Origin of the sequence: Arthrobacter sp. efr-133-R2A-120, from assembly GCF_030209835.1 — a bacterium.
Taxonomy (GTDB): Bacteria; Actinomycetota; Actinomycetes; order Actinomycetales; family Micrococcaceae; genus Arthrobacter.
The window spans coordinates 74,559-98,756 of record NZ_JARVRF010000009.1 but is presented as its reverse complement, the minus strand read 5'-3'; the positions used below and the strand labels follow the sequence as shown (position 1 = coordinate 98,756).

Below are 24,198 nucleotides of genomic sequence, written 5' to 3'. Positions count from 1 at the left end.
CCGCATAGCTTCAACTGCGCAGCCGCACAGCCCCGGTGAGCACTGTTAGGTGAGCAGGCGCGCCGCTGGGGCGGGCCAGGTCCCTAAGGAGAATCGTGAGCGTCCTCGCCCGGAGTGTAGGCAATGCCTTCCGCAACAAGATAAGAACCGCGGCGGTAGTGGCAGTGCTGGCCGTCGCGATCGGGCTGGCGCTGGCCATGCTCGTCGCCAACCAAGCCGTTGGCGGCAAAGTCCAGGAGCTCAACGCCTCCGTGGGCACGGTCCTGACCGTGAACCCCGCCGGTGCGCAGGGCTTTGACGGCGGCGGCGAGCCGCTCACCACGGCCCAGACCGCGACGGCGGCAGCCGTACCGAACGTCGTTTCCGTGGTGGGCACCAAGGCGCTGCGGCTCGAGACCGCAACGGCGGCCTCCACGACCTCAACCACCGGCACGACGACGCAGCAGGCCGGACCAGGTGCCGGTCCCGGCGGCGGCACGAGCGTCACCACAAACCTTCAAGCAGCGATCGACGCCGGAACGCTCGGCAATCGCAACAACACCAGCGGCAGCACCGGCTCGGGAAATACGGGCACCGGCTCGGGTAGCACCGGAACCGCGCCGGCGTTCTCGCTGCCCATCACGGCTACCGGCGTCGGCGCCGAAGTGGACACTTCCGGCAAGGCACTGAACATCACGAGCGGCACGGGCTTGGGCGACTACACCGTGGCCAGCACCAAGGCCCTCGTCGGAACCACCCTCGCGACAAAGAACAACCTCAAGGCCGGCTCAACCTTCACCATCGCCGGCAAGACGTTCACGGTGGCAGGCATCTTCGACGCCGGCACCACCTTCGGTAACAACGCCGTGTACACGACACTCGCCGAGGCCCAGGCCCTCGCCGCGACTCCGGGCGAGCTCTCCAGCATGGTGGTCACCGTCAACAGCATGGAAAACGTGGACGCTGCCAAGACGGCGCTTCAAACTGCACTCGGCTCCAGCAAGGCCGACGTCACACAGGGCCAGCGGAACCTCGAAACCGCCGTCAGTTCCCTGGACAGCGTCAAGAACATCTCACTCGTCGCCTTCATCGCAGCCCTCGGCACCGCCGGCCTGATCATCCTGCTCATCATGGTCATGCTGGTCCGCGAGCGCCGCCGTGAGATCGGTGTCCTGAAGGCCATCGGAGCCCGCAACCGGACCATTGGCCTGCAGTTCGTGCTCGAAGCCCTCGTCCTCGTCGCGCTCGGCAGCGTCGTCGGCGCAGCCATTGCCTCCTTCGCCAGCGGCGGCATCGCATCGGCATTGATCAGTTCCAACAGCTCGACGTCGGCCGCGAGCCAGCGCGGCCCCGGCGGCGGAGGCTTCGGCGGGCCGGGCGGGAACCCCTTCGGCGGAGCCTCCCAGCTACTGACCTCGGTCACGGCGATCGCCTCCCCCGGCGTCATTGCGGCCGGCGTTGCCGCAGTTTTCGGCGTCGCCGTCGTGGGCGCCCTGGTACCAGCGCTGCTCACAGCCCGCATCCGTCCCATCGAAGTCCTCCGAGGAGAATAGCCATGATTGAAGTCAAAGACCTGGTCCGCCAGTTCAAGTCCGGCGACCGCACCATCAAGCCCGTCAATGGCGTGAGCTTCGAGCTCGAAAAGGGCACCCTCGCCTCGATCGTGGGTAAGAGCGGCAGCGGCAAGAGCACCCTGCTCTCCTTGCTCGGCGCCCTCGACAAGCCCACCAGCGGGGATGTCGTAGTGGATGGGGTCAGCCTGGCCGGTCTGCCCGCCGGCAAACTCACCGAATACCGACGCCGGGACATCGGCTTCGTTTTCCAGCAGTTCAACCTCATCCCCAACCTCTCGGCGGTGGACAACGTGATGCTGCCCATGGAGTTCGCCGGAATGCGGAAGGCTGCCCGCTTGGAGCGTGCGCGGTCCCTCCTGGAGCAGGTCCAGCTGGATCCTGACAAACAGTCCCGGCGCATCAACAAGCTCTCGGGCGGCGAGCAGCAGCGGGTTGCCATTGCCCGGGCGCTGGCCAACGAGCCGAAGCTCATCCTGGCAGACGAACCCACCGGCAACCTGGATGAGCAGACCGGCGAGCACATCATCGAACTGCTCAGTTCCTTGAGCCGGAACCACAACACCACCATTCTGGTGGTGACGCACGACCGGAGCCTGGCTCAGAAGACCGAGCGCCGCTTCAGGCTGCAGCAGGGCAAACTGACCGAGGAAGCTGTGCGTCCACGGGTGGCTGCCGGGGCCTGATGCTATCTCTGAAAAATCATTGAGGGACAGAAGGGCCGGGAATCGAATGGTTTCCGGCCCTTCCGTCTGGCCTGCTGGTGGCTGCCGAGGGCGCCCGGGCGACGACGCCGGGCTGCGAGCCCCGGGCAGCTCTCAGAAGCGAATCGCGTCAATAACCTTGACGCGCACGGCCACAAGGGCCGGGATGGCGCCGGCCAACGCGCCCACCAGTACGGCAGCTCCGAAACCGAGCATGGCCGCTTCGATGGGGAACGGCGGGTACTGGCTCAGGGCCGGGGCAACCTTTGATTGGATCCAGGGGTGCTTGACCACCGCCACGGCCACCATGACACCGGCGAGCCCGGCCACTGCGGTGGCAACGACGGACTCCATCATCACCCCCAGGAAGATCCGCCCCGAGGTAGCTCCGAAGCTCCTTCTGATACCGATTTCCCGCACCCGGTAGCGGACTGTGACCATCGAGATGTTCAACATCCCTACGGCGCCCAACAAGAGGACCAGGCCTGCGATACCGCCCACCACCAGCTGCACCGGGGCGAGCGGATCTCCGTGGGCGGCAAAGTCCATCCGCTGCGCCATGATGTTCATTTCGGGGAACTGTTGCGCCAAATCGGCTTGGATGGCTGCTGAGAGCATTTCTGCTTGCCCGTCCTGTACCCATACACTGAACTGCCCACCAAGCTGGTTGACTCCCATCTGCTTGGCGGCGCCGGACAGGATGTACGCCGTCGGAGGCGCGTCCGGCCAGGTGTTCGGCACGACGCCGATGATCACCGTATTCGATTCCTGCTCGCCTGCCGTCTTGACACCGGGTTGCAATGCAAGATCGGGCCTGCCTGCCGCGTTGTAAAACGCTTCAGAGACGACAACGGCGGGCGCCAGCCGCTGTTCGTCGTCGCTGGCAAACCAAGACCCTTGCTGTAACTCCAGACGGTGGATGACGCCATAGCCGGGGTCCACCACCACCAATTGGACGGACTGGACGCCGCGGGGGAACTGGAACGGCTGTTCGGCGTGGCCCTCGTGGGAGGAGAAAGCAATACCGTAACGGTCAACGATGGACTGATAAGCCACATCCAGGCGCGCGGGATCCGGCTGGGTTGGACCGTTGACCCCGAGTGCGAGCGTGGCTGAGCGTCCGCCGGTGCGCTCGGACGAGGCTTTGAATCCCTCGCGGGCAAGGTTGCCGACGCCCACCACGGAAGTGAGTGCCGCGACTGACAACGCTACGCCCAGCAAAGCCAGCAGGATCCGGACTTTATTGATCCGCAATTCCTGCCAGGCTTCCACCATGGCTGACATGAAACCGATCATCGACGGACCTCCGACGATGGGGGTCCCAACGGAGCCGGTCCCGACGATACCAGTGCCGACAAGGCCGGTCCCGACAAAGCGACCCCCGGTGTCCCCTGGCCGTCAAGGGGATGCAGAACGCCCGAGTCCAGACGGAAGCTGGACCGTGCCAACGCCGCCACATTGCTGTCGTGTGTGATCGTCACGAGAGCCGCGGCGGACTCTGTGGCCACCTGGTCCAGGAGTGCCATGACCGATTGCCCGGTCTCTACGTCGAGCGCGCCTGTGGGTTCGTCGGCAAGGATCAAACGGGGCCGCCGGACGAGGGCCCGCGCGATGGCCACCCTCTGCTGCTCACCACCTGAGAGCATGTTCGGCATGGTCCGGGCACGGCCAGCAAGTCCCACACGGTCCAACATGTCCATGGCCAGTTCACGTCGCCGCAAGAAATCGCGGCCGCGTGCGTAAAGAAGCGGCGTGATGACATTGTCCAGTGCGCTACGTCCGGGGAGCAGGTTGAATTGCTGGAACACGAACCCCACCGTGGAGCCGCGCAGCCGGGCACGTGCGTTGCCACCGATTTGTAGCACAGGTGTGCCAAGAAACTGGATTTCGCCGTCCGTGGGTACGTCCAGCAGACCCAGGAGGTTCAGCAGCGTTGACTTCCCGCAACCGGAGCGGCCAATGATCGCGGTGTGATCGCCTGCGGAAACCTCAAGGTCGATCCCACGGAGGATATGAAGCTTCTGATCATCAGGCAGCACCACGGTACGAGTGACGCCGCGCAGGCTCACTAGGCTTTCCATGCCTAGCCCCCCGCCGGACGGTACGCCGGGCCTGGCCCGTAACCTTGCTGGGAAGGAGCGGCCGGGGCGCCGGGGACGAATTCAAGCACCCGCTCCCCTTCGGCAAGGCCGGAGAGCACCTCCACCTTGTCGCCGTCGTTGAGGCCCAGCTTTACAGGCCGTTGTTCGGGTGCTTTACCCTCGGCTGCTGCAGCGGCCACCCAGACAATACCTTCTTTGACACTGCCCTTCACCGAGGTCAGGGGAACGGTCACCACGTCCTTGGCTTCGCCCGCGCTCACTGTCATGGTTGCTCCCAAGCCGGCGAAGACTTCCGTTCCGGCCGGCACAGGACAACCAAGCGTCCCCGTGCTCACGCTGTCACTTTGCGTTGCACCACCGGGTCCAGCCGCGGCCAACGGCAGCGCACCGGCCGCCGCGGCCATCCCCACGCCGCCGGTTCCGCTCCCGCCGGCAGTAGCTCCGGCGTCGTTGGCGTTGTTCTTCAGCGTCACCGCAGGGCAGGTGAACGGAGCCGGACCACCCACCAGGGAGATCTGGGCTGAGCCCGGCTTGGCAAGAAGCCGATACTGTTGGGCGGCGTTGACCGGGCCGGAAACCGTGAATGTCCCAGGATCGACCTTGCCCACAGCCTGGCCCACGCTTAACTGCTGGTCAAGGAGGGCAGTCAGTTCATCGAGCTTTCCGGCCGCGGGAGCGAGCACGTCCGTGTATACGTAGACGGGTTCGGACGCGGTCTTCTCTCCCGGCGTTGTGGCAGCGCCGGCAGGCTTGACCCGCTCGGATTTGACCTGGAAGAGCTTGTCCCCCTTGGCCACTGTCACGCCCGGCTCCACGTAGATATGCACAACCGTTCCCGCCGCCGTGCTCCGGACACCGACAACGGCGTCGCTCTGAACGGTGGCTTTGATCTGCACAGTATTGGTGACCGTTGCGCGCGCGGCGGGCACAACGGGCGTCTCCACCCTGGCCATCGGGGCCGGTTCGGCACCCGCCGGCTTTAGCCCGTCCACGAAGGCGATCTTCACCAAGGCCACAGCGATCACTGCAAAAACCAGCAGCCATGCCACAGGCAAAATGACGCGTCGAAAAACACCCATCCCTACTCCATTCGGTAACTCCCCACAGAACCTCTCCGCGAGGGATGATGACCATCAGCTTAGGCGATGGCTCCGACGAAGTTCAGATGGCTCGTGACTTAAGCGTGTGCTGCATGACGCCTGCGGCGGAATGAGAAGATAGGCCCCATGAGTCTGCATATCGCCAAGCCGTGGTTGTTCAGCCAGCCGAACCAGGATCCCCGCGCAGCCACCGGCAAGGCCCTGAACTGGGGAATTGTCGCAACCGGAGGGATCGCCAAGACCGTGGCCGGCGACCTCGCGCAGCTCGAGGACGCAAACCTTTACGCCGTGAGTTCTCGGCGCCAGGAATCGGCGGACGCCTTTGCTGCCGGGCATGGGGTCACGAAGTCCTACGCAGACGACGGCGATGTGCCCGGCTACCAGCGGCTGCTCGCCGATGACGCCGTCGACGTCGTCTACGTGGCCACCCCGCACGCCCAGCACTTCGAGATTGTCAGGGATGCCCTCAACGCGGGCAAGCCCGTCCTGTGCGAGAAATCCCTGACCATCAACGGCCGTGAAGCGGCAGAGCTCGTCGCTTTGGCCCGGGAACGGAAATTGTTCCTCATGGAAGCCGTGTGGAGTCGCTTCCTGCCCGGCATGCAGAGGGCCTTCGCCATTGCAGCGTCCGGCGAACTGGGCGACATCAAGTGGGTCAGCGCCGACCTTGGTTTCCCCGCCCCTTACGATCCCTCCGCCCGCATCTGGGCCCCGGCGGACGGCGGCGGAGCCCTTTTGGACCTCACGGTGTATGCCCTGCTGTGGCCCTTGGGCACCCTCGGTTTCCCGCAGTCGGTCAGCGCAATCGGCACTTTGACGGACGACGGCGTCGACTCCCAGAATGCGCTCACGCTGGCTTACGACGGCGGTGCTATCGCCCAGCTGACCTCTTCTCTGCTGGCCCATGGGCCACGATCGGCATCCGTTGCCGGCTCCAAGGGCTTCCTCCAGACGCAAGGGTCCATCAACAATCCGCGCGAGCTTCTGATTCGAACCGGCTGGGACGAACCCCGGATCGAACGCTTTGACGCGGTAGGGATCGGCTACACCTACGAGCTGCGTGAGGTGACCCGCTGTGTCCAGCAAGGACTGACCGAAAGTCCCGTGATGCCCTTGGACGATTCGCTGAACACCATGCGTCTCTTCGACGGGGTGCGATCCCAGCTCGGAGTCCGATACGCCAACGACGCCCGCTGAGCTCAATGACGAATCCGTCGTCCAACGTCTGGACTAGTTAACTAGGGAGGCCTAGGATGGGAGCGATCGTCGATCCAAGCTGACGCTGGGGGGTGTCGAGATGGAAGTCAAGCGAAATAAGCCGCGCGTTCTTCATATTCTCCGCTCCGTCATGCTCGCTGGTGCCGGCGCCGTTGTTTGGATGGCCCTCTCCTCCGCGGCAGCCAACGCCGATTCCGGAAGCACCGACAACCACACCCTTCTGGGCGGCGCGGGTTCCTCAGTGTCAAACGTCGTGCACAACGCTGCCAGGGACCTATCCGGGACCCTCGGCAATGCCGATCCGGCAGGTGTCGCATCCGTACCTGCCCCGGCTGTCCATCTGCCCTCGGTTCGGGTGCCGGCGGTCCGGGTGCCGGCGGTCCAGGTGCCGGCTAGGAACGTCGACCAACTGGTGGCCAGCGCTCCCGTGGTCAGCGCAGTCCTTCCTGAGGGAACCGTTAGTGGCGTGACAACACCCGTTGTATCGCCAGCAGCCAGCGCGCTCGATGGGGTTGGGTCAAGCGTTGGCTCCGTGGTTGGCCGCGCCGTTACCCGTGCACTGGGAGTAGTCGGATCCACCGTGGAGACGCTTCCGGGTGGCAGCCTTCCAGTCATCATCCCCGACATAGCCATAACGGTCCCTGCCATCCAGTTCCCCGATGACGTCGGAATTGCCGAAGCTCTTTCCGAGGGACCCACTGTTCTTGCTACCGCCGGCGGGGTCCTCACAACGCCGGCTCAGGATGTCGCGGCCCAGTTGCTCAACCTGGCTGGCGCCAGTGGCCCGCCGGGCCTGACTGGGACACCTTCGAAGGCGACAGTCTGGGCTAGCCGTACCGGGGATCCTTCCGCGCCTCCGTCCGACGGGACGTTCCCGCCCGGCACCCCGGGCGGCAGCGACACCGTGGGCGGCTCTGCAGTCCTTTCCAGCAATCCTTCGGGGGCTGCTGCTGCCTGGCTCCAAGGCACGAACCTGTTTTACCCCTTGGCCGGGACCCTCGTGTCCACGGCTGCTGCCGGCAGAGTTCCGGCTCCGGTGTCGTTTGACCCGGGTTCTTCCCCTGACTAGTTCCGAGCCCTGCCGCCTCCCCGAAAGACCATTTCGGGCCGCGGCAAACGGCCGATCAGGGCGCTCCCGCAGTTTCCTGCGGACCGATGCGCCTTTGGGAACTACTCGTTCAGGAGAAAAACAAAATGCACAGCATGATTCGCAAGGGGCTGCTTGGCACCCTCTTTGCCGGTGGGTTGATAGCCCTCGGCGCAACTGCCGCGAACGCGGCAGACGCCACTACAAGTGCACAAGGCAATGCCTCGGGCACTCAAGTCGTTGCACCGGTGTCCATTCCGGTGAACCTCGGGTCGACGTCGCTCTCAATACTTGGAAATTCGGGCGCCACGACCACCACCCCTGCACTCGCCCCGGCTCCGGCCCCGGCGACCAATTCCGGCGGAGCAGCCGTCCCGTCCGGAACCCAGGTGGTGGCTCCGATATCGGTCCCTGTTAATATCGGAGCCACCTCACTGGCAGTTCTGAGCAATTCGGCCCCTGGAATAGCCTCCGGCACCCAGGCGACGGCTCCCGTCAGCGCGCCGGTCACCGTCGGCGACACCGCCGTCAACGTGCTTAGTACGACGCCGGCAGGCACCAGCGGAGGCACCGGCGTCACGGCACCGGTAACGGCTCCTGTCACCGTCGGCGACACCGCCGTCAACGTGCTTAGTACGACGCCGGCCGGCACCACCGGTGGCGGCACACCGGCAGGCACTGGCGTAGCGGCACCGGTAACCGGACTAGCGACGGTCGGTGACACCTCCGTCAACGTCCTCAGCACCACGCCCGCAAGCGGCAGCGGCGGCACCGGCGTCACGGCACCGGTCACCGGACTAGCGACGGTCGGTGACACCTCCGTCAACGTCCTCAGCACCGCCCCCGCAGGCGGCACAACGCCAACCGGAAGTACCGGAGGCACTGGCGTCACGGCACCGGTAACGGCTCCTGTCACCGTCGGCGACACCTCCGTCAACGTGCTTAGTACGACGCCGGCGGGCGGCACCAGCGGAGGCACCGGCGTCGCGGCGCCTGTAACCGCTCCTGTCACCGTGGGTGACACTTCGGTCAGCGTCCTCAGCGCTACACCGGCAATCACCGCGCCGACCGGAACCACCGGAGGTACCGGCGTCACGGCACCGGTAACCGCTCCTGCCACCGTGGGCGACACCTCCGTCAACCTGCTCGGCAGCACACCGACAGTCACCGGTTCGCTCTTGGGTGGGGGGCTCACCGCACCCTTGAATGTCCCGCTGACGGCCGGCACCGTCTCGATTGGCTTGGGCCTGCCTTCCGGCGTCGTAAACCCGTCGGTAGTCACCCCGTCCGTGGTCAATCCGCCAACGGTCACTCCGGGGATTGTCACCCCGCCGGTGGTGAACGCACCGAGCGATGCTCAAGGCTTCGTTGGCCCTGCCGCCGTTCCGTCAACCGGAACTGCGGTGCAAACCGGCGCCGCTTCAGTTCCTGCAGCGGTTGCTGGCGGAACTGGAGCAGCCGTTCTCGCAAGCACTGGCTTCAATGGCCTGTGGTTGCTGTTCGCGGCTGCTCTGGTGCTCCTCGGACTCATCGTGATGGTGGGCAGCCGGAAGATCCGGGCAACCATTCCCGCATAATCACCGGCTCGGGCTCCTCCACCGCACTGGATGTAGCCCGGTTCCCGGCTCCTCCGCAGGGCAACAGCCCCGCGGAGGAGCTCATGCGTGGTATCGCGGAATTGCGACCCTATGGCTCGCTAAATCGCAGTGCCTTGGATCTGGGCAGCCGCCGGGGCATAGACCGGGGGAAACAGCTCGGAGGCATCGCGATGCCGGTAGTCGCGTTCGCCGTAGCCTTCCACCATCTGCCCAAAAAGTTGTTGACCCTCAGCGCGCAGTTCATCCAGGTCGATGCCGGGGAGTGAGCCGCCAACAACCACGGGGCGGCCCGCGACGTACGTGTCCGTGACGTTGCGTGCCGAGCCGTTGAGGATCAGCGTGCGCAGCGGATCTTCCACGACCCCGTCACGGAAGTCCCCCAGTGACGCGACCATGATGTCCGCTTGGGCGCCCGGACACAGGCGTCCCAGGTCGTCGCGCCCCAATGCCCTGGCACCACCCCGGGTCGCAGCGTCGAAAAACGCCGACACCCTGCCTGCGTCCCGGCGGCCCTCTGCAATGCGGGCCAGGTGGGTGCCGATGTCGATGCCCTTGATCAGATCCGGCGGGAACGAATCGGTTCCCAGGCACATGTTGACCCCCGCGGATGCGAAGGCGTCAAAGGACTTGAGCATGCCTGAGTAATGGAACGACGTCAGGGGGCAGTGGATGATGCTGACGTCATGCCGGGCGAGCACGTTCAACGGCCCGCCCTCTGCGCTGGAGGACGGGTCGGCGCCGTCAATGACAACCCCATGCGGAATGAGGAGCCGAGTGTCCAGCAGGCCTGAATCCGCAAGTTGTTCCAGGACGGTGCGCCCGCTGAGCTTGATGAGGAACCCGTCTTCATTGGTCCCCTGGAGGCAATGCAGGCGGACTAGTGCGTTGCGTTTGGTGGCCAGCTCGGCTGTCTGGCGCATCAGTTCGTCCGAGAGAGTCTCGATCCGGCACGGCAGCAGGACGCCGGTTAGCAACGGGTGTGCGAGTTCGTCGGTGTAGTCGAGGAACCGTTCGGCGTCGGCAAGTCCTCTGCGCCCCTCCTCCTCGTCGAAGAGGATCACGCGTTGACCATCGTCGTCGGTGACATTGATCCCTGAGCGGTACGCAGGGCCAAGGAACCCGCGCAGGCCGAGCTCGACGCTGGACTGCGCCATTCCTTTGAGTTCTTCGAAGGTTTCAGCCCATGAGCTGTGGATCTCCGAGGCGATCGGCATGTAGGTGGTCACGCCGTGCAAGGCCAGCTGCGCCAGTGCGAACTTACGCACGATCTGGCGCTGCGCCGCGGTGAAAACGTCGCGGCGGCGGTTGCGGAAGTAGTCCTCGGACCATTGCAATCCCGGAGCCGTCTCCTCCGTGGGCCAGGAGTCGAAGATCATGTGATCAATGTCCGTCAAGGCATCGAGATCGATGAGGCCAGGTGCGATCAGGCTCTGTCCAAAGTCCCGGCGTTCGTCCACTGGACCTGTGTAGTCGGTCCCGACGTAGATGATCTTGTCATCCCGCATCACGACGTGCCCGTCCGTGTGCATCACATGACTGGTCCCGTCATAGCCAAGGACGTACCGGGCAGAAAGCTGAGTGATCATAAAACCCTCCAAGTTTGGTATCCCAGGTCAAATAGCCGCAGATCAAGCTCGAAGTCGACTGAGCGCATGGAAGCTCTCAGTTTCGGGGCTTTTTGCAGCTTTTGTGACATGTCTTGCATTGCGATGTGATCCACCTTACCATTTTTGGTATACCAAATGGTGTGGGACACATCCGTCCTTCGCTTAGCAGCACACGAAGGGTGCACAACAATGAAGAACCAATCCACAACGACTCCGGAGGTGGATACGCCCGTAGTCAACGTCGACGACGGCCCGGCCCGCCTCTTCACCCCGACCGCACGGCAATGGGCATCGATGATCCTGTTGTCGACAGCCGTCTGCGCCGTCGCCATCCTGGCCGGAACGCACAAGATTCCCCTGGGCAACGCCGCAATCGTACTTATGCCGGTCTTGTGGGCCGTGCTGATCGGCGCCGTCATCGGCGTGCAGAAGGTACGCCCCATGTCCGGCCAAAGCCGCGCCGTGGCCTCGGTGCTGCTAAACGTCAGCATCGTGATGTTCCTGGGGGCCTTGGGCACCCAGGTGGGGCCCTCCTTCGCCAAACTGACCTCCCTCGGCCCAGCCATCCTGCTCCAGGAAGTAGGCCACATTTTCGGAACGGTCATCATCGCGCTGCCGGTCGGCGTCGCACTGGGCATGGGCCGCACGGCTATCGGTGCCACGTGGGCAATCGACCGTGAATCCTACTTGGCCTACGCATTACAGCGTTTCGGGGTGAAGTCCCCGGTCTACCGTGGCGTGTTCTCCGTGTGGCTGTTGGGCAGCGTCTTCGGAGCAGTGTTCATCTCCCTGCTGGCCGGACTCCTCGGCGGGATGGGCATCTTCGACCCGCTTGCACTCGCGCTGGGCCTGGGTCTCGGCTCGGGATCCATGATGCTCGGCGGCGTGGCAGCCCTGTCCATCCTCCATCCGGGGCAGGCACCCGAGATCATGGCGTTGGCGGCCCTGTCGAACCTGGTGACGAACCTTGTCGGCTTCTACGCAGGGGCCTTCCTTTCGTTGCCGATGTCCCTGCGGCTCTACAAGTTCTGGTCGCGACTCTTCCGCCGCGATGACGAGGGCAAGCGCCTTGATCGCAACGGGAACGCCGTTGCGGCGAAGCTGCGCAGGCCACAGGCCCGAAACAAGGTGGACGTTTCAGCCGTGCTCCAGGACCCGGAAGTGCGCATGAAGCCTTCCACGTGGATCATCGCCTTCGTTGCAAGCATCGCGGCGGGCGTGGTCCTCAACGCCTTGGGTACCAAGTCCTTCAGTGTCAACGATGTGGTCGGCGTGGTGATCCTGGGCCTCCTTACCGCCCTGGCGTTCGTGCTCGCCAAGTGTGTGCCGGCTGTGCCGTCGAGCGTATGGGTCCTTGCCCTCGCCACCTTGGCAACGGCTCCGATCCTTCCTTTCAGTGGCATGATCGTCTCCTTCACCCACAACCTTGACCCCCTCTACGTGGGCCTTGGATCGATCGCCCTGCTCGGCATGAACGTGGGACGCGACGTCAACGCGCTGAAGAGCCTGAACTGGCGCACGGTGATTGTGGCGACAATCACGTTCTCCGCGAGTTTCGTAGCGGCCGCAGCACTTGCGCAATTCGTCATCCATGTCTGAGCGCTGACGCCGGACAAGGGCGGTGGAATGGACTAGTCGTCCATTCCACCGCCCTCTCGCGTCTCTGCGCGCCCCCTCGTCGGCGCATTCAGGTGATATTCGACGCACCGCGATTCCTCCATGCCCCGAGGCGGCGCGACATACCGAGTCAGATGAACGACCGAAGGACACCAGACCATCTGTGGCTTGCTAAGATCTAAAGGCTCAACCGGTCCCCCGGAGAGCCTCCCCATCAAATGGCCCGGAAACGGACGCGTCCCCACGCGCCGGCACCGGCCCCTGCCCGACCCCAGGAGATCCCTGCTCTCATGACCGCATTGGCCGAACCAGACTATTTCGAGGTCCACGACGAGGATTACCGCAGCGAACTGGACTCGCGGTACGAAGAAGGTTTCGGGCGCGGCCCCGAGCTCGACGACGACTACGGCAGCGGTTACGACGAGCTCGACAAACTCTTCGATGGTTTGTTCGACGACGATGATGACTTCGACGCCCCGGCCAAGGCCGAAAAGAAGGCTCCGGCCAGGAAAGTCGCTCCGAAGGCCGCTGCCGTAAAGACGGCGACGCCGAAGAAGGCTTCCTCAAAATCGATGCCCGAGGCCAGCCCTGTCATTACCCGCAGAGTGGTACCTGTGGCGGCTCCCGCGATTGAGGCACCGCGTGCCGACCCCGCCGAAGGTGGCCTTGTCGAGGTTCCCATCGCGGGAGAGCCGTTCGTAGCTCCCGCGCCCGCCGTCGAACCCGACGCCGTCGAACCGGCCGCCGAACCCGCCGCCGTCGAACCCGCCGCCGTCGAACCCGCCGCCGTCGAACCCGCCGCCGTCGAACCTGCCGCCGTCGAAGAAGCCGAGGCTCCCGCGGTTCCGGACAGCCCCTTCTTCGCACCGCACATCGCCCCGGTCAACCAGCACGTGGAGTTCCTCCGCAAGCTCCGCCCGGGCTTCGAGGTCCCCTATGTGGACCCGATGCACTCAGTGGAGGATTGCCGGATTGTCACCCTGTTCTCCAACACCAGCGAGGCCTCCCCGCGGGGCGTTGTCTGGGCTGGCGACGACGCCGCCGCCACCCGGCTGCTGGGCCTGCAGTTCCAGCTCGGCCTGCGCCCGGAATGGATGATGCCGTGGAACACCCACCCGTGGTTCACTCCCGGCGAGGCGAACGGAAAGCTGACTCCTGAGCAGGTAAGCGCCGGCCTCAAGCCGCTCATCGCCTTCCTCAAACTCGTTCCGCGCGCTTCGGCGATCGTTGCCCACGGAACGGAAGCCAACCGCCTGGCGCAGATGCTCCTCAAGACTGACAACCAGCTGATCTGGCGCCGCGGCCTGAAGGTCTACAAGGCACGTTCGCTGCACGGGCGCGCGTTCGCCGGTTCCAAGGAACGCCAGACCGAATGGTTGATAGAAATGGGACGCTCCTACGCGGACGCAATGGCCCGCGCGGGTCTCCAGGCCGGTCGGCGGTAGGGCGCCTAGCGCCGTGACTTGCGGGCAGGCTTCCCGGAAAACAGTTTCCGGTCCAGCGAAAACGCCCCTGAACCGATGAAGGCAAACGCCAACGCCAACGCGATGTACAGGATGAGCAGCTCAGCGTTGATTCCGGGACTATCGCTCAGCAGCGGCTTGCCTGATTCGGTGACGAACCAGATCCCCGCGTACATGAGGGCTGCCAGGAAGCCGGCCACCCTGGTCAGGGCGCCGAGCACCAAAAGTGCGCCCAGCCCGGTTTCGCCCCAGATGACCAGCCAGGACATCAGCTCGGCTTTTTGAACACCCATCGCGGCGATGGTTGCCTCAAACGCAGGCTGCCCTGCGAGCAGTTTCTGGACTCCATGCAGCAGCAAAAGGCCACCGAACACTATCCTCAGAAACGCTGTGCCGCGCGAGGACGATGTCTGCGAAGGAAGGAGGAATTTCACCCGGTCCAATCTTCCATGCCGACGGCGCAGCTCAAAACGGCCGCTCCGAAGCAGCCCTCCGATGGATCGCGACAGCGGTCGCGCTTGCCGCCGTCTTAGTCCTCCACGAGCCGGCTATCCAGGGCACGGACAGTCAGGCCTGTTTCGGCTCGCCGAGCGGAAGAACGGCGAGCCGCGCGGCCAGGCCGGCGTCCCCCATGAGCTGCTTCACGACGTCGGGCCCTTCCGTGAAGTGCCGCCAACCTTCTGTGTGCACCGGGACCACAGTGGCAAGCGGGAAAAGTCGGGCCAGTTCCACAACGCCTTGCGAAGTGAGCGTCAACGGTGCGCCCCCGAAAAGCGGGGTTCGTGCGGCCCCTGCGAAAGCCACGGCAACGGCGGTGGCCGGAAACCGCAGGGAGATTTCGGCAACCAGTTCCAGCGATGCGTTGTCCCCGGAGACGTACATCGTCGGCCAGCCATCCGCCTCGAGCACGAACCCGGTGACTTCACCCGTGACAAGTTCGGCGCCACTAGGTCCGTGCAGCGCCGGCACGGCGGTGATCACCACGGGCGCGTCCCCCGCTACCGTCACCGGCTCCCAGGGCCGGAGTCCGCGGACCAGGGGCATCCGGCTCGCAGCTTCACCCGTACTCAGGACCATTTCGGCGTCCTTCAGTACCACCCTCCCGCTGTTGTCCAGATTGTCGGCATGCTGATCATGCGAAAGGAGGACGACGTCGATTCGGCCCAGGTCTTCTGCCGCCACAGCCGGACCGGTCAGTTTGTCCAGGGTCCGGCCCGCGCCTACCGGATACTGGCCTGGAGCATCGAAAGTGGGATCCGTGAGGAGGTTCAGTCCTGCATAGCGGATCAGGATGGTCGGTCCGCCAACATGCGTCAATACGGGCCGCTTGAAGTCTTGTGCAATGTTCATGAGGCAACTCTGCCCGCCCAGCTTGTGCTGAAAAAGTGGCCCGGAAGACAATTATCGCTAGGATCGGGCCATGATGGTTCACCGATCCCACAAGGTTGCTGTGCTTGCGATGCCAGGCATGAGCCCGTTCCACCTTGCAGTACCCCAGATGGTTTTCGAAGATCCCGACCCGTCCGGGGCTACCCCGCGCTACACGGTGCGGGTTTTCACGCCCCATCCGGGCCGCGTCCGGATGGGCCACGGCCCCGACATGGTGGTTGAACCCGGGTTGGAAACCATGGCGTGGGCAGACACTGTGGTCCTCCCGAGCTGGGATCCGGAGGTCCAGGTTTCGAGTGAACTCGTGGATGCAATCCGGATGGCTCATGGGAGTGGTAGCCGGGTTGTCTCACTGTGCCTCGGCGCATTCCTGCTGGCTGCCACGGGGCTACTGGATGGCCGCGAAGCAGTGACCCATTGGGGATACTCCGGGAAGTTGCAGCAGCGTTATCCCGCCCTGCGGGTAGTGGAGAATGCGCTGTGGGCCGACCACGACGACGTCGTCTCCTCTGCGGGCGTTGCGGCCGGACTCGACTGCTGCATCCATCTGCTTCGAAAAGACTACGGCTCGGACGCAGCCGATCGCGTGGCGCGCGGGCTGGTCATGGCACCTCACCGCAGCGCCACTCAGGCGCAATTCATTCCGGCAAGGCTCCGCCGCGGCGCGGGCCACGACGGAATCGAACGCGCCATGACGCTAGCCCGCGAAAACCTCGGCCAGCCAATCGGCCTCGACGAGCTGGCGGCAGCTGCTTCGATGAGCCGCAGGACCTTCACAAGGCACTTTCGCAGCCGGACGGGAACAACCGTCCTTGATTGGCTCACCCAGCAGCGGCTGGACCAAGCACGAACCATGTTGGAATCAAGCAATGCTGGAATCGAAGAAATTGCCGGCTCCTGCGGGTTCGGCTCTTCGGCCGCGTTCCGGCAACATTTCCGTTCTGCTTTCGGTAACACACCAAGCCGCTACCGAGAGGAGTTCGCCTCCTGACCTCGGGGATCACCCGGCGGACGGCAGAATGGAAACCGCAGTAGGCCTCGCTGGGAGGCCCGCGGAACAGGATAGGTGAATCCGGGATGGATGTTGACGTCGTCGTAGTCGGCGGAGGCGCTATGGGATCGGCTGCAGCGTGGCAGCTCGCACTCAGAGGGCGATCGGTGGTCCTCCTTGAGCAGTTTAAGGAAGGGCACCATGTGGGCGCCTCCCACGGAGCGACGCGCAACTTCAACACGGCATACGCGGAGGACGACTATCTCGCCCTGGTCAGCGAAGCGAGGAACTTGTGGGACGGGCTCGCGGAGGAGACCGAAACGCAATTGTTGGATCTTGTGGGTTTGGCAAACCACGGAAATATTGCCCGGCTCCGGGAAGTCCGCACCGCGCACGCGGAGCGGGGCATCTCAAGCCATTTCATCTCCGCAAAGGAAGCGTCAGAGCGCTGGCCAGGCATGGTGTTCCGAAGCGATGTGCTCTTCGTTCCGGAATCGGGCAGGGTCCGGGCGGCCGAGGCTCTCAGGGCGCTCCGCTCATCGGCCGAGGCGCACGGCGCTCGCTTCACGTATTCCACCCCGGTTCAGGACATCCGCATCCTCGGTGACGATCGCGCCGTCGTCGTGACCGATTCGCTGGAAATCACGGCGCGCCGGATTGCCATCACGGCGGGCGCCTGGACCAGCAAGCTTGTCGGGGCCCAGGTCCCACTCCCCCGTTTGGTGGTCACCCAGGAGCAACCTGCCCATTTCACGCCCATCGATGATTTCCAGTCCTGGCCGAGCTTCAACCACGCGCCGGACCCGGGAGATCCCCGTGACGACTATTGGTACAGCCCTGTCTATGGGATGCTCACTCCAGGCGAGGGGGTCAAGGCGGGGTGGCATGGCGTAGGGCCTGTCACCGATCCGGATGCCCGCACATTCGAAGCGGAGCCGGTTCAGCTGGAGGCCCTCCGCCGCTACGCTCGTGAATGGCTGCCCGGGGTCGACGCCGAATCGGCGGTTCCCATCAGCTGCACTTACACGAGCACGGCCAACGAAGATTTCCTGCTCGACCGTTTTGGACCGCTAGTGGTCGGCGCGGGGTTCTCAGGCCACGGATTCAAGTTCACCCCGGCTATTGGCCGCGTACTTGCCGATCTTGTCGACGGGATCGACGCGCCGCACCGCTTCCGCCGCGCTTAAATGCAACTAGCTCGCAGTTGTTGTCGTTCTGAGCGCTCAAAACGACAACAACTGCGAGTTAGTTGGGTGGAGCGGGGCGCTTAGTTCAGCGTCGCGACAACCTCGTTGAGCTTTGCGGACGGACGCATCACGGCCTCTGCCTTCGCGGCGTCGGGACGGTAGTAGCCGCCGATGTCGGCAGGCGAACCCTGGACTCCGAGCAGCTCGGCAATGATGGTTTCCTCATTGGACGTCAAGGCCCCGGCGACGGCGGAGAACGCCGCGGCGAGCTCGGCGTCGTCGGTCTGCTGGGCCAGTTCCTGTGCCCAGTACTTCGCGAGGTAGTAGTGGCTGCCCCGGTTGTCGAGTTCGCCCACCCGGCGCTTCGGGGACTTGTTGTCCAGCAGGAACGTGCCGGTGGCGCGGTCGAGCGTGTCAGCGAGGACCTGTGCCCGTGCGTTGCCGGTGGTGGTGGCGAGGTGCTCGAAGCTGACGGCCAGGGCGAGGAATTCGCCCAGGCTGTCCCAGCGGAGGTGGTTTTCCTGCAGGAGCTGCTGGACGTGCTTCGGAGCCGAGCCGCCGGCACCGGTCTCGAAGAGTCCACCGCCATTGATCAGCGGGACCACGGAGAGCATCTTGGCGCTGGTGCCAAGTTCGAGGATCGGGAACAGGTCGGTGAGGTAGTCACGCAACACGTTGCCGGTCACCGAGATGGTGTCTTCGCCCTTGCGGATCCGTTCCAGGGTGAACGCGGTGGCCTTCTCCGGGGACATGATTTCGATCTGCAGGCCCTCGGTGTCGTGGTCCTTCAGGTATTCCTTGACCTTGGCGATCAGCTGGGCGTCGTGGGCGCGGGTTTCGTCGAGCCAGAAGACAGCCGGCATCTTGGAAGCGCGCGCACGGGTCACGGCCAGCTTGACCCAGTCGCGGATCGGCACGTCCTTGGTCTGGCAGGCGCGCCAGATGTCGCCCGGGGAGACCTGGTGTTCGATCAGCACGGTTCCGGAGGAATCCACAACCTGCATGGTTCCCGCGTACTCAACCTCGAAGGTCTTGTTGTGGCTGCCGTATTCTTCAGCCGCTTGTGCCATCAGGCCGACGTTCGGAACCGTACCCATGGTGGTGGGATCGAAGGCGCCGTGGGCACGGCAGTCATCGATGACCACTTGGTAGACATCCGCATAGCAGCTGTCCGGGATGACCGCGAGGGTATCGGATTCCTTGCCGTCCGGTCCCCACATGTGGCCGGAGCTGCGGATCATTGCCGGCATCGAAGCGTCAACAATGATGTCGCTCGGTACGTGCAGGTTGGTGATGCCCTTGTCGGAATCGACCATGGCCAGCGCCGGGCCGTCTTCCAGGCCCTTCTTGATGGCCGCCTTGATGCCTTCGCGGACGTCCTCCGGGAGTTCATCGAGGCCGTTGAGGATGGACGCGAGGCCGTTGTTGGCGCTCAGGCCGGCAGCAGCGATCTGCTTGCCGTAGGTGTCGAAAAGCTCGGAGAAGTACGCCTTGACGACGTGGCCGAAGATGATGGGGTCGGAGACCTTCATCATGGTGGCCTTCAGGTGCGCAGAGAACAGCACGCCTTCTTCCTTCGCGCGGACCACCTGGGCAGCCAGGAACTCGTCCAGGGCGGCGGCGCGCAGCACGGTGCCGTCCACTACTTCACCGGCGAGAACGGGGAAGGCCGGCTTGAGGACCTTGACGGTGCCGTCTTCGCGGACAATCTGGATCTTGATGGTGTCATCGGCGGGGATCACAACGGACTTCTCGTTGGAACGGAAGTCGTTCGCGGTCATGTGCGCAACATTGGTCTTGGAGTCAGCACTCCAGGCACCCATGGAGTGCGGATTCTGGCGGGCGTAGTTCTTCACCGACAGGGGCGCGCGGCGGTCCGAGTTGCCTTCACGCAGGACCGGGTTCACGGCCGAGCCCTTGATCTTGTCGTAACGCGAGCGGATGTCCGTCTCTTCGTCAGAGGAGGGGTTGTCCGGGTAGTCCGGAAGTGCGTAGCCCTGCCCCTGCAGCTCGGCAATGGCTGCCTTCAGCTGAGGAACGGATGCACTGATGTTGGGGAGCTTGATGATGTTCGCTTCGGGCTTCTTTGCCAGTTCGCCCAGTTCGGCCAGTGCGTCACTGATCCGCTGCTCTTCAGTCAGGTAGTCACCGAAGACGGCGATGATTCGGCCAGCCAGCGAAATGTCGCGGGTCTCGACCTCCACGCCGGCCGTCGAGGCGAAAGCTTCCACAATCGGCAGGAACGAGTACGTCGCCAGCATCGGCGCTTCGTCAGTGTGGGTATAGATAATCTTTGCCATTGGCGGGGCATCTCCCTGAAAGTCTGCAGATTTCAACATCTCTAACTTACCTGAGGGGGCCGGATTGGCGCGTACTGGGACGGCCCCAAGCGAGCTATTCAACGTCATACCCCATCGAACCTTATGTACCTCGGCGGCAAATCGGAGTAGGTTCATTGGGTCAAACTGTGGCCGACGACACGTGGCCGCCAAACGATTGGCAGGACAATCATGACAAAGAAATCACTCCCCATCACTGGTCTCCTGAGCCTCCTTACCTCCGCCGTTTTGACCCTCTGTGCCGCTGGAGGGGCGGCAGCCGCAACGCCTTCCAGTGCGGTTTCGAGCTTCGCAGCGCCTGGGACGCAGCAGCTCGTCAGCATGGCGACAACAAACACCGACCCAACGGGGTACTGGACTCCCGAACGGATGCAAGCAGCAATCCCTGGAGATGTCCTAGCAAGCAAAGCCCTCACTCGAGGCGGCGTCGCCGGCGGCACGGTCGAAACCGGCCCGCCCGTGAAGATCGCCGGCGCCAAGGGTGGCAGCGGGAGCCTGCATCAAGACGAAGACCCCATTGACCACGTCGGCAAGGTCTTCTTCACCATGGGTGCTTTCGCCTACGTCTGCTCCGGCAACGTCGTCGTGTCGGATAACGACAGCACTGTGGCGACCGCGGGCCACTGCGTCAACGAGGGTCCCGGAGCGTTTGTCCAGAACTTCGTATTCGTTCCGGCCTATCTCAACGGCACGGCCCCCTACGGCATCTGGCCTGCTAAAGCCCTCTACACCACACCCCAGTGGCGCACGGCGGGCGACATCCGCTATGACACCGGCTTCGCTGTCACTGCAACGGTGAAAGGCAAGCACTTGGCCGACGTCGTTGGCGCGTCCGGCGTAGAGTTCAACCAGGACCGGGGGCTCAGCTACCAAGCCTTTGGTTACCCTGCCGCCCCGCCGTTCGACGGACAATCGCTGAAGAGCTGTTCGGGTGACGCCACCAAGGATCCCATCAATCCACAGTTCAAGGCGCAGGGCATTCCCTGCGATATGACCGGTGGATCATCGGGCGGACCCTGGATGGTCGACTCCGGCCGGGATTCCTACCAAAACTCCATTACGAGCTACGGCTACCCCGGCGGCCCGGCTGTGATCTACGGGCCTTATTGGGGCTCCGTCATCCGGGATGCCTACGATATGGCGTCCACTTCCTAGGTCTTTCGGCCACTCGGAAATAGGGCAGAATTCGCTTCTTGTCAAAACGAAAGTCAAATCTCACAAAACTCTTTACATACTTGTCACGGCTTGGGTAGTTTCGGTTCCGTCAATCGGCGGCCACCACAAACCGGCCGCCTTCCCCCGATATCTAGGACAACTGTGACGAGAACCAAAACCCTGGCCACAAGCGTGTTCAGCCTGACCGCGGCCGCCTTACTTGCTCTAGGCTCCGCCGGCGGGGCCACTGCGGCTCCGTCGATGGGCAACGGCACCGATGCGTCGACCGTCAGCAGCAATTCGGCGTCGGACGGCAACACCGCTGACTATTGGACTCCTGAGCGGATGAAGAACGCCGTCTCTGGCGACGTTCTGGCGAGCAAGGCACTTAGCCGGGCACGGGCTGCGGTTGGCCTTTCGGAGGTACCAATTTCTCCCGAGCAGGTTTTTCCCGAACTTGGCCACACCCTGACCGTCGAAGGCCAGCAGGCCAGCAGCACCGCGGCGCCGTCCCCCGCCCTGGACCGTAAAGCCAATGCCGGCGAGTCTCCCGTTTCGCACATCGGGAAGGTGTTCTTCACCCTCGGCGGGGTGAACTATGTCTGCTCCGGCAACTCCGTCACCTCGGCCAACCAGAGCACGGTGTCCACCGCCGGCCACTGCCTCAACGAAGGCCCCGGGGCATTCGCGAGCAACTTCACGTTCGTTCCTGCCTACCTGAACGGGGCTGCGCCCTACGGCAAGTGGACGGCCAAGGCGCTCTACACCACCAGCCAGTGGTCCTCGAGCGGAGCCATGCAGTACGACACCGGATTCGCCGTCATGAACACCCTCAATGGCCAGAAGCTTTCAGACGTGGTGGGTGCCTCCGGAGTCCAGTTCAATGCGGCCCGCGGACTGGCATACAAGTCGTTCGGCTATCCTGCGACACCCCCGTTTCACGGCGAGTCGCTCAAGAGTTGTTCCGGCACGGCCGCCAACGATCCCTACAACCCCCAGTACAACACCCAAGGGATCCCCTGCAACATGACGGGTGGCTCCTCCGGTGGTCCGTGGTTCATTGGAACCAGCGCCAGCGGATACCAGAACTCGGTGAACAGCTACGGCTACGGCAGCAACTCCACCAAGATGTACGGCCCGTACTGGGGCACGGTCATCCAGGGCACCTACCAGACCGCGTCCACGGCCCCGTAACCTGCCCGGCACGTGAAAGCCCAGCGCGGTAGCAAGGGACATGCCCCTTGCTAGCTCCCAGGGCCGGACATATTGCGAATATGCCCAGTCCTGACCACAAAAAATGGACATGCCCCCGGGAAGGGAGGACATGTCCATTTTTTGGTGGAGCGAGTGGACCTAGTGGAGCCAGCGGAAGCCCGGAGCCAGTGGAAGCCCGGACTTAGTGGAAGAAGTGCCGTGCTCCCGTGAAGTACATCGTGATGCCGGCGGCGTTAGCCGCGGCAATGACTTCCTCGTCGCGCACTGAACCGCCAGGCTGGACGACAGCGCGTACACCGGCGTCGATCAGGACCTGCAGGCCATCGGCGAACGGGAAGAACGCGTCGGAAGCGGCCACGGCACCGCGGGCACGCTCGGGCGCACCGCTGGAATCGGTGTTTGAGGCACCGCCGGCGCCATCGACGTCGGACTCCACCTGAACGCCCAAGGTGTTGGCGCGCTCAACGGCCAGTTTGCAGGAGTCCAGGCGGTTGACCTGGCCCATGCCGATGCCCACTGCCGCCCCGTTGTTGGCGAGGAGGATCGCGTTGGACTTGGCGGCGCGGCAAGCGGTCCACGCGAACGCGAGATCGGCCAGCGTGGCGTCGTCGGCGGCTTCGCCGGCGGCGACGGTCCAGTTGGCGGGGTTGTCGCCGTCGGCGTCCACCTTGTCGGCTTGCTGGACGAGGACGCCGCCCGAGACCTGGCGGATCTCCGTCGGGTAGCGGCCGTAACCGTCCGTGAGTGCTAGGAGACGGATGTTCTTCTTCTTGGACAGGATTTCAACGGCTTCCGGCTCGAAGCCCGGGGCGATGACAACCTCTGTGAAGATCCCTGCCACGGTCTTGGCCATACCGGCTGTGACAATGCTGTTGGCCGCGATGACGCCGCCGAAAGCGGACACCGGATCGCAAGCGTGGGCCTTGGCGTGAGCGTCGGCAATGGGGTCGGCGGCATCGGCCGAACCAACGGCCACGCCACAGGGGTTGGCGTGCTTGATGATGGCGACGGCGGGCTCGGAGAAGTCGAACGCGGCACGGAGGGCGGCGTCGGCGTCGACGAAGTTGTTGTAGCTCATGGCCTTGCCGTGCAGCTGGTCAGCCTGTGCGATGCCGGCGGGGGCTGCCTTGTCCACGTAAAGGGCGGCCTGCTGGTGCGGGTTTTCGCCGTAGCGCAGGACCTCGGAGCGCTCAAGGGCGAGGCCGGCGTAAGCGGGCCAGTCGATGACGCCGTCGCCGTCTTCGTCGAGGAACTGGCTGGCGGTCCAGGTGGCAACGGCGGTGTCGTAGGTTGCGGTGTGGGCGAAAGCCTTGGCGGCCAAGCGGCGGCGGGTCTTCAGGTCGAAGCCACCCGCGGCGGCGGCTTCCACCACAGCGCCGTAGAAGTTCGGGTCAACAACGATCGCGACGGCGGCATGGTTCTTGGCGGCCGAACGCACCATGGCGGGGCCACCGATGTCGATCTGCTCGACGACGTCGTCCTGGGCCGCGCCGGAGCGGACAGTCTCTACGAACGGGTAGAGGTTGACCACTACGAGGTCGAAGGGCTCGATCTCCATCTTGGCCAGCGTTTCCATGTGGGCAGGAACGCGGCGGTCGGCAAGGATGCCGCCGTGCACACGCGGGTGCAGGGTCTTGACCCGGCCATCGAGCATCTCCGGGGAACCGGTGACTTCTTCGACTTCCTTGACCGGAATACCGGCTGCGGCGATCTTCTTCGCGGTGGAACCGGTGGAGACGATCGCGACTCCTGCTGCATGCAGGCCCTTCGCGAGCTCCTCCAGCCCCGTCTTGTCGTAAACCGAGATCAGTGCACGGCGGATGGGAACACGGTCAAGCTGCGTCAAGCTCACAAAAGTCTCCGTCTTATATCGCGG

At 64.3% G+C, this 24,198-nt stretch carries 19 protein-coding genes; 11 read left to right on the top strand and 8 right to left on the bottom strand.

The window, feature by feature from the left end; genetic code table 11:
- Window positions 1-95: 95 nt before the first annotated feature.
- Window positions 96-1,532, top strand: a complete 1,437-nt coding sequence (locus QRN52_RS06225; protein ID WP_284751887.1) for an ABC transporter permease — start codon at window positions 96-98, stop codon at window positions 1,530-1,532.
- A 2-nt stretch (window positions 1,533-1,534) separates the two neighbouring features.
- Window positions 1,535-2,236 carry an ABC transporter ATP-binding protein gene (locus tag QRN52_RS06220; protein ID WP_284751886.1) on the top strand — a complete coding sequence of 234 codons (702 nt, stop codon included), beginning with the start codon at window positions 1,535-1,537 and terminating at the stop codon, window positions 2,234-2,236.
- 132 nt (window positions 2,237-2,368) lie between these two features.
- On the opposite strand, the gene QRN52_RS06215 is transcribed toward QRN52_RS06220, so the two are convergent.
- From QRN52_RS06215 to QRN52_RS06205, 3 genes are read right to left on the bottom strand one after another with little or no spacing between them, the layout of a single operon-like run.
- Complete coding sequence (locus tag QRN52_RS06215; protein WP_284751885.1) at window positions 2,369-3,538, bottom strand: ABC transporter permease; 1,170 nt, start codon at window positions 3,536-3,538, stop codon at window positions 2,369-2,371.
- Between the two features lie 8 nt (window positions 3,539-3,546).
- Entirely contained in the window at window positions 3,547-4,335 is a 789-nt protein-coding gene (locus tag QRN52_RS06210; RefSeq protein WP_284751884.1) for an ABC transporter ATP-binding protein, read from the bottom strand.
- A gap of 2 nt (window positions 4,336-4,337) precedes the next feature.
- The gene (locus tag QRN52_RS06205) at window positions 4,338-5,435 is read right to left on the bottom strand and encodes an efflux RND transporter periplasmic adaptor subunit (protein ID WP_284751883.1); all 1,098 of its coding nucleotides are present in this window, start codon (window positions 5,433-5,435) and stop codon (window positions 4,338-4,340) included.
- 147 nt (window positions 5,436-5,582) lie between these two features.
- On the opposite strand from QRN52_RS06205, the gene QRN52_RS06200 reads away from it, so the two are divergent.
- From QRN52_RS06200 to QRN52_RS06190, 3 genes are all read left to right on the top strand, one after another.
- The gene (locus tag QRN52_RS06200; protein ID WP_284751882.1) at window positions 5,583-6,653 is read left to right on the top strand and encodes a Gfo/Idh/MocA family protein; all 1,071 of its coding nucleotides are present in this window, start codon (window positions 5,583-5,585) and stop codon (window positions 6,651-6,653) included.
- A gap of 151 nt (window positions 6,654-6,804) precedes the next feature.
- Window positions 6,805-7,743, top strand: coding sequence for a hypothetical protein (locus QRN52_RS06195; protein ID WP_284751881.1), 939 nt, complete (start codon window positions 6,805-6,807; stop codon window positions 7,741-7,743).
- 125 nt (window positions 7,744-7,868) lie between these two features.
- A complete protein-coding gene (locus QRN52_RS06190; protein ID WP_284751880.1) occupies window positions 7,869-9,338 on the top strand; it encodes a RodZ family helix-turn-helix domain-containing protein in 1,470 nt (489 codons plus the stop codon).
- Between the two features lie 119 nt (window positions 9,339-9,457).
- Here QRN52_RS06190 and QRN52_RS06185 read toward each other — a convergent pair whose 3' ends face one another.
- Window positions 9,458-10,945, bottom strand: coding sequence for a chlorohydrolase family protein (locus QRN52_RS06185; protein WP_284751879.1), 1,488 nt, complete (start codon window positions 10,943-10,945; stop codon window positions 9,458-9,460).
- Window positions 10,946-11,155: 210 nt separating this feature from the next.
- Between QRN52_RS06185 and QRN52_RS06180 the strand changes: the two genes are divergently transcribed.
- Both QRN52_RS06180 and QRN52_RS06175 read left to right on the top strand, forming a co-directional pair.
- Window positions 11,156-12,565: a DUF3100 domain-containing protein gene (locus QRN52_RS06180; protein WP_284751878.1), complete on the top strand. Its 1,410-nt coding sequence runs from the start codon at window positions 11,156-11,158 to the stop codon at window positions 12,563-12,565.
- A gap of 965 nt (window positions 12,566-13,530) precedes the next feature.
- On the top strand, window positions 13,531-14,028 hold the full coding sequence (locus QRN52_RS06175; protein WP_284751918.1) for a uracil-DNA glycosylase family protein: 498 nt from the start codon (window positions 13,531-13,533) through the stop codon (window positions 14,026-14,028).
- Between the two features lie 5 nt (window positions 14,029-14,033).
- Here QRN52_RS06175 and QRN52_RS06170 read toward each other — a convergent pair whose 3' ends face one another.
- Both QRN52_RS06170 and QRN52_RS06165 read right to left on the bottom strand, forming a co-directional pair.
- The gene (locus QRN52_RS06170; protein WP_284751877.1) at window positions 14,034-14,480 is read right to left on the bottom strand and encodes a DoxX family protein; all 447 of its coding nucleotides are present in this window, start codon (window positions 14,478-14,480) and stop codon (window positions 14,034-14,036) included.
- A 133-nt stretch (window positions 14,481-14,613) separates the two neighbouring features.
- The gene (locus QRN52_RS06165; protein WP_284751876.1) at window positions 14,614-15,396 is read right to left on the bottom strand and encodes an MBL fold metallo-hydrolase; all 783 of its coding nucleotides are present in this window, start codon (window positions 15,394-15,396) and stop codon (window positions 14,614-14,616) included.
- 70 nt (window positions 15,397-15,466) lie between these two features.
- On the opposite strand from QRN52_RS06165, the gene QRN52_RS06160 reads away from it, so the two are divergent.
- Complete coding sequence (locus tag QRN52_RS06160; protein ID WP_284751875.1) at window positions 15,467-16,426, top strand: GlxA family transcriptional regulator; 960 nt, start codon at window positions 15,467-15,469, stop codon at window positions 16,424-16,426.
- Window positions 16,427-16,512: 86 nt separating this feature from the next.
- On the top strand, window positions 16,513-17,613 hold the full coding sequence (locus tag QRN52_RS06155) for an FAD-dependent oxidoreductase (RefSeq protein ID WP_284751874.1): 1,101 nt from the start codon (window positions 16,513-16,515) through the stop codon (window positions 17,611-17,613).
- 80 nt (window positions 17,614-17,693) lie between these two features.
- Here QRN52_RS06155 and QRN52_RS06150 read toward each other — a convergent pair whose 3' ends face one another.
- Window positions 17,694-19,913 (bottom strand): NADP-dependent isocitrate dehydrogenase, encoded by a 2,220-nt coding sequence (locus tag QRN52_RS06150; RefSeq protein WP_284751873.1) that lies wholly within the window; start codon window positions 19,911-19,913, stop codon window positions 17,694-17,696.
- Between the two features lie 210 nt (window positions 19,914-20,123).
- Between QRN52_RS06150 and QRN52_RS06145 the strand changes: the two genes are divergently transcribed.
- Together QRN52_RS06145 and QRN52_RS06140 are read left to right on the top strand one after the other, a co-directional pair.
- Window positions 20,124-21,107: a trypsin-like serine peptidase gene (locus tag QRN52_RS06145; RefSeq protein ID WP_284751872.1), complete on the top strand. Its 984-nt coding sequence runs from the start codon at window positions 20,124-20,126 to the stop codon at window positions 21,105-21,107.
- Window positions 21,108-21,269: 162 nt separating this feature from the next.
- Window positions 21,270-22,301, top strand: a complete 1,032-nt coding sequence (locus QRN52_RS06140; RefSeq protein ID WP_284751871.1) for a trypsin-like serine peptidase — start codon at window positions 21,270-21,272, stop codon at window positions 22,299-22,301.
- Between the two features lie 202 nt (window positions 22,302-22,503).
- Here the strand turns inward: QRN52_RS06140 and purH are convergent, their stop codons facing one another.
- The gene (gene purH / locus QRN52_RS06135) at window positions 22,504-24,174 is read right to left on the bottom strand and encodes a bifunctional phosphoribosylaminoimidazolecarboxamide formyltransferase/IMP cyclohydrolase (protein WP_284751870.1); all 1,671 of its coding nucleotides are present in this window, start codon (window positions 24,172-24,174) and stop codon (window positions 22,504-22,506) included.
- Between the last annotated feature and the right edge of the window lie 24 nt (window positions 24,175-24,198).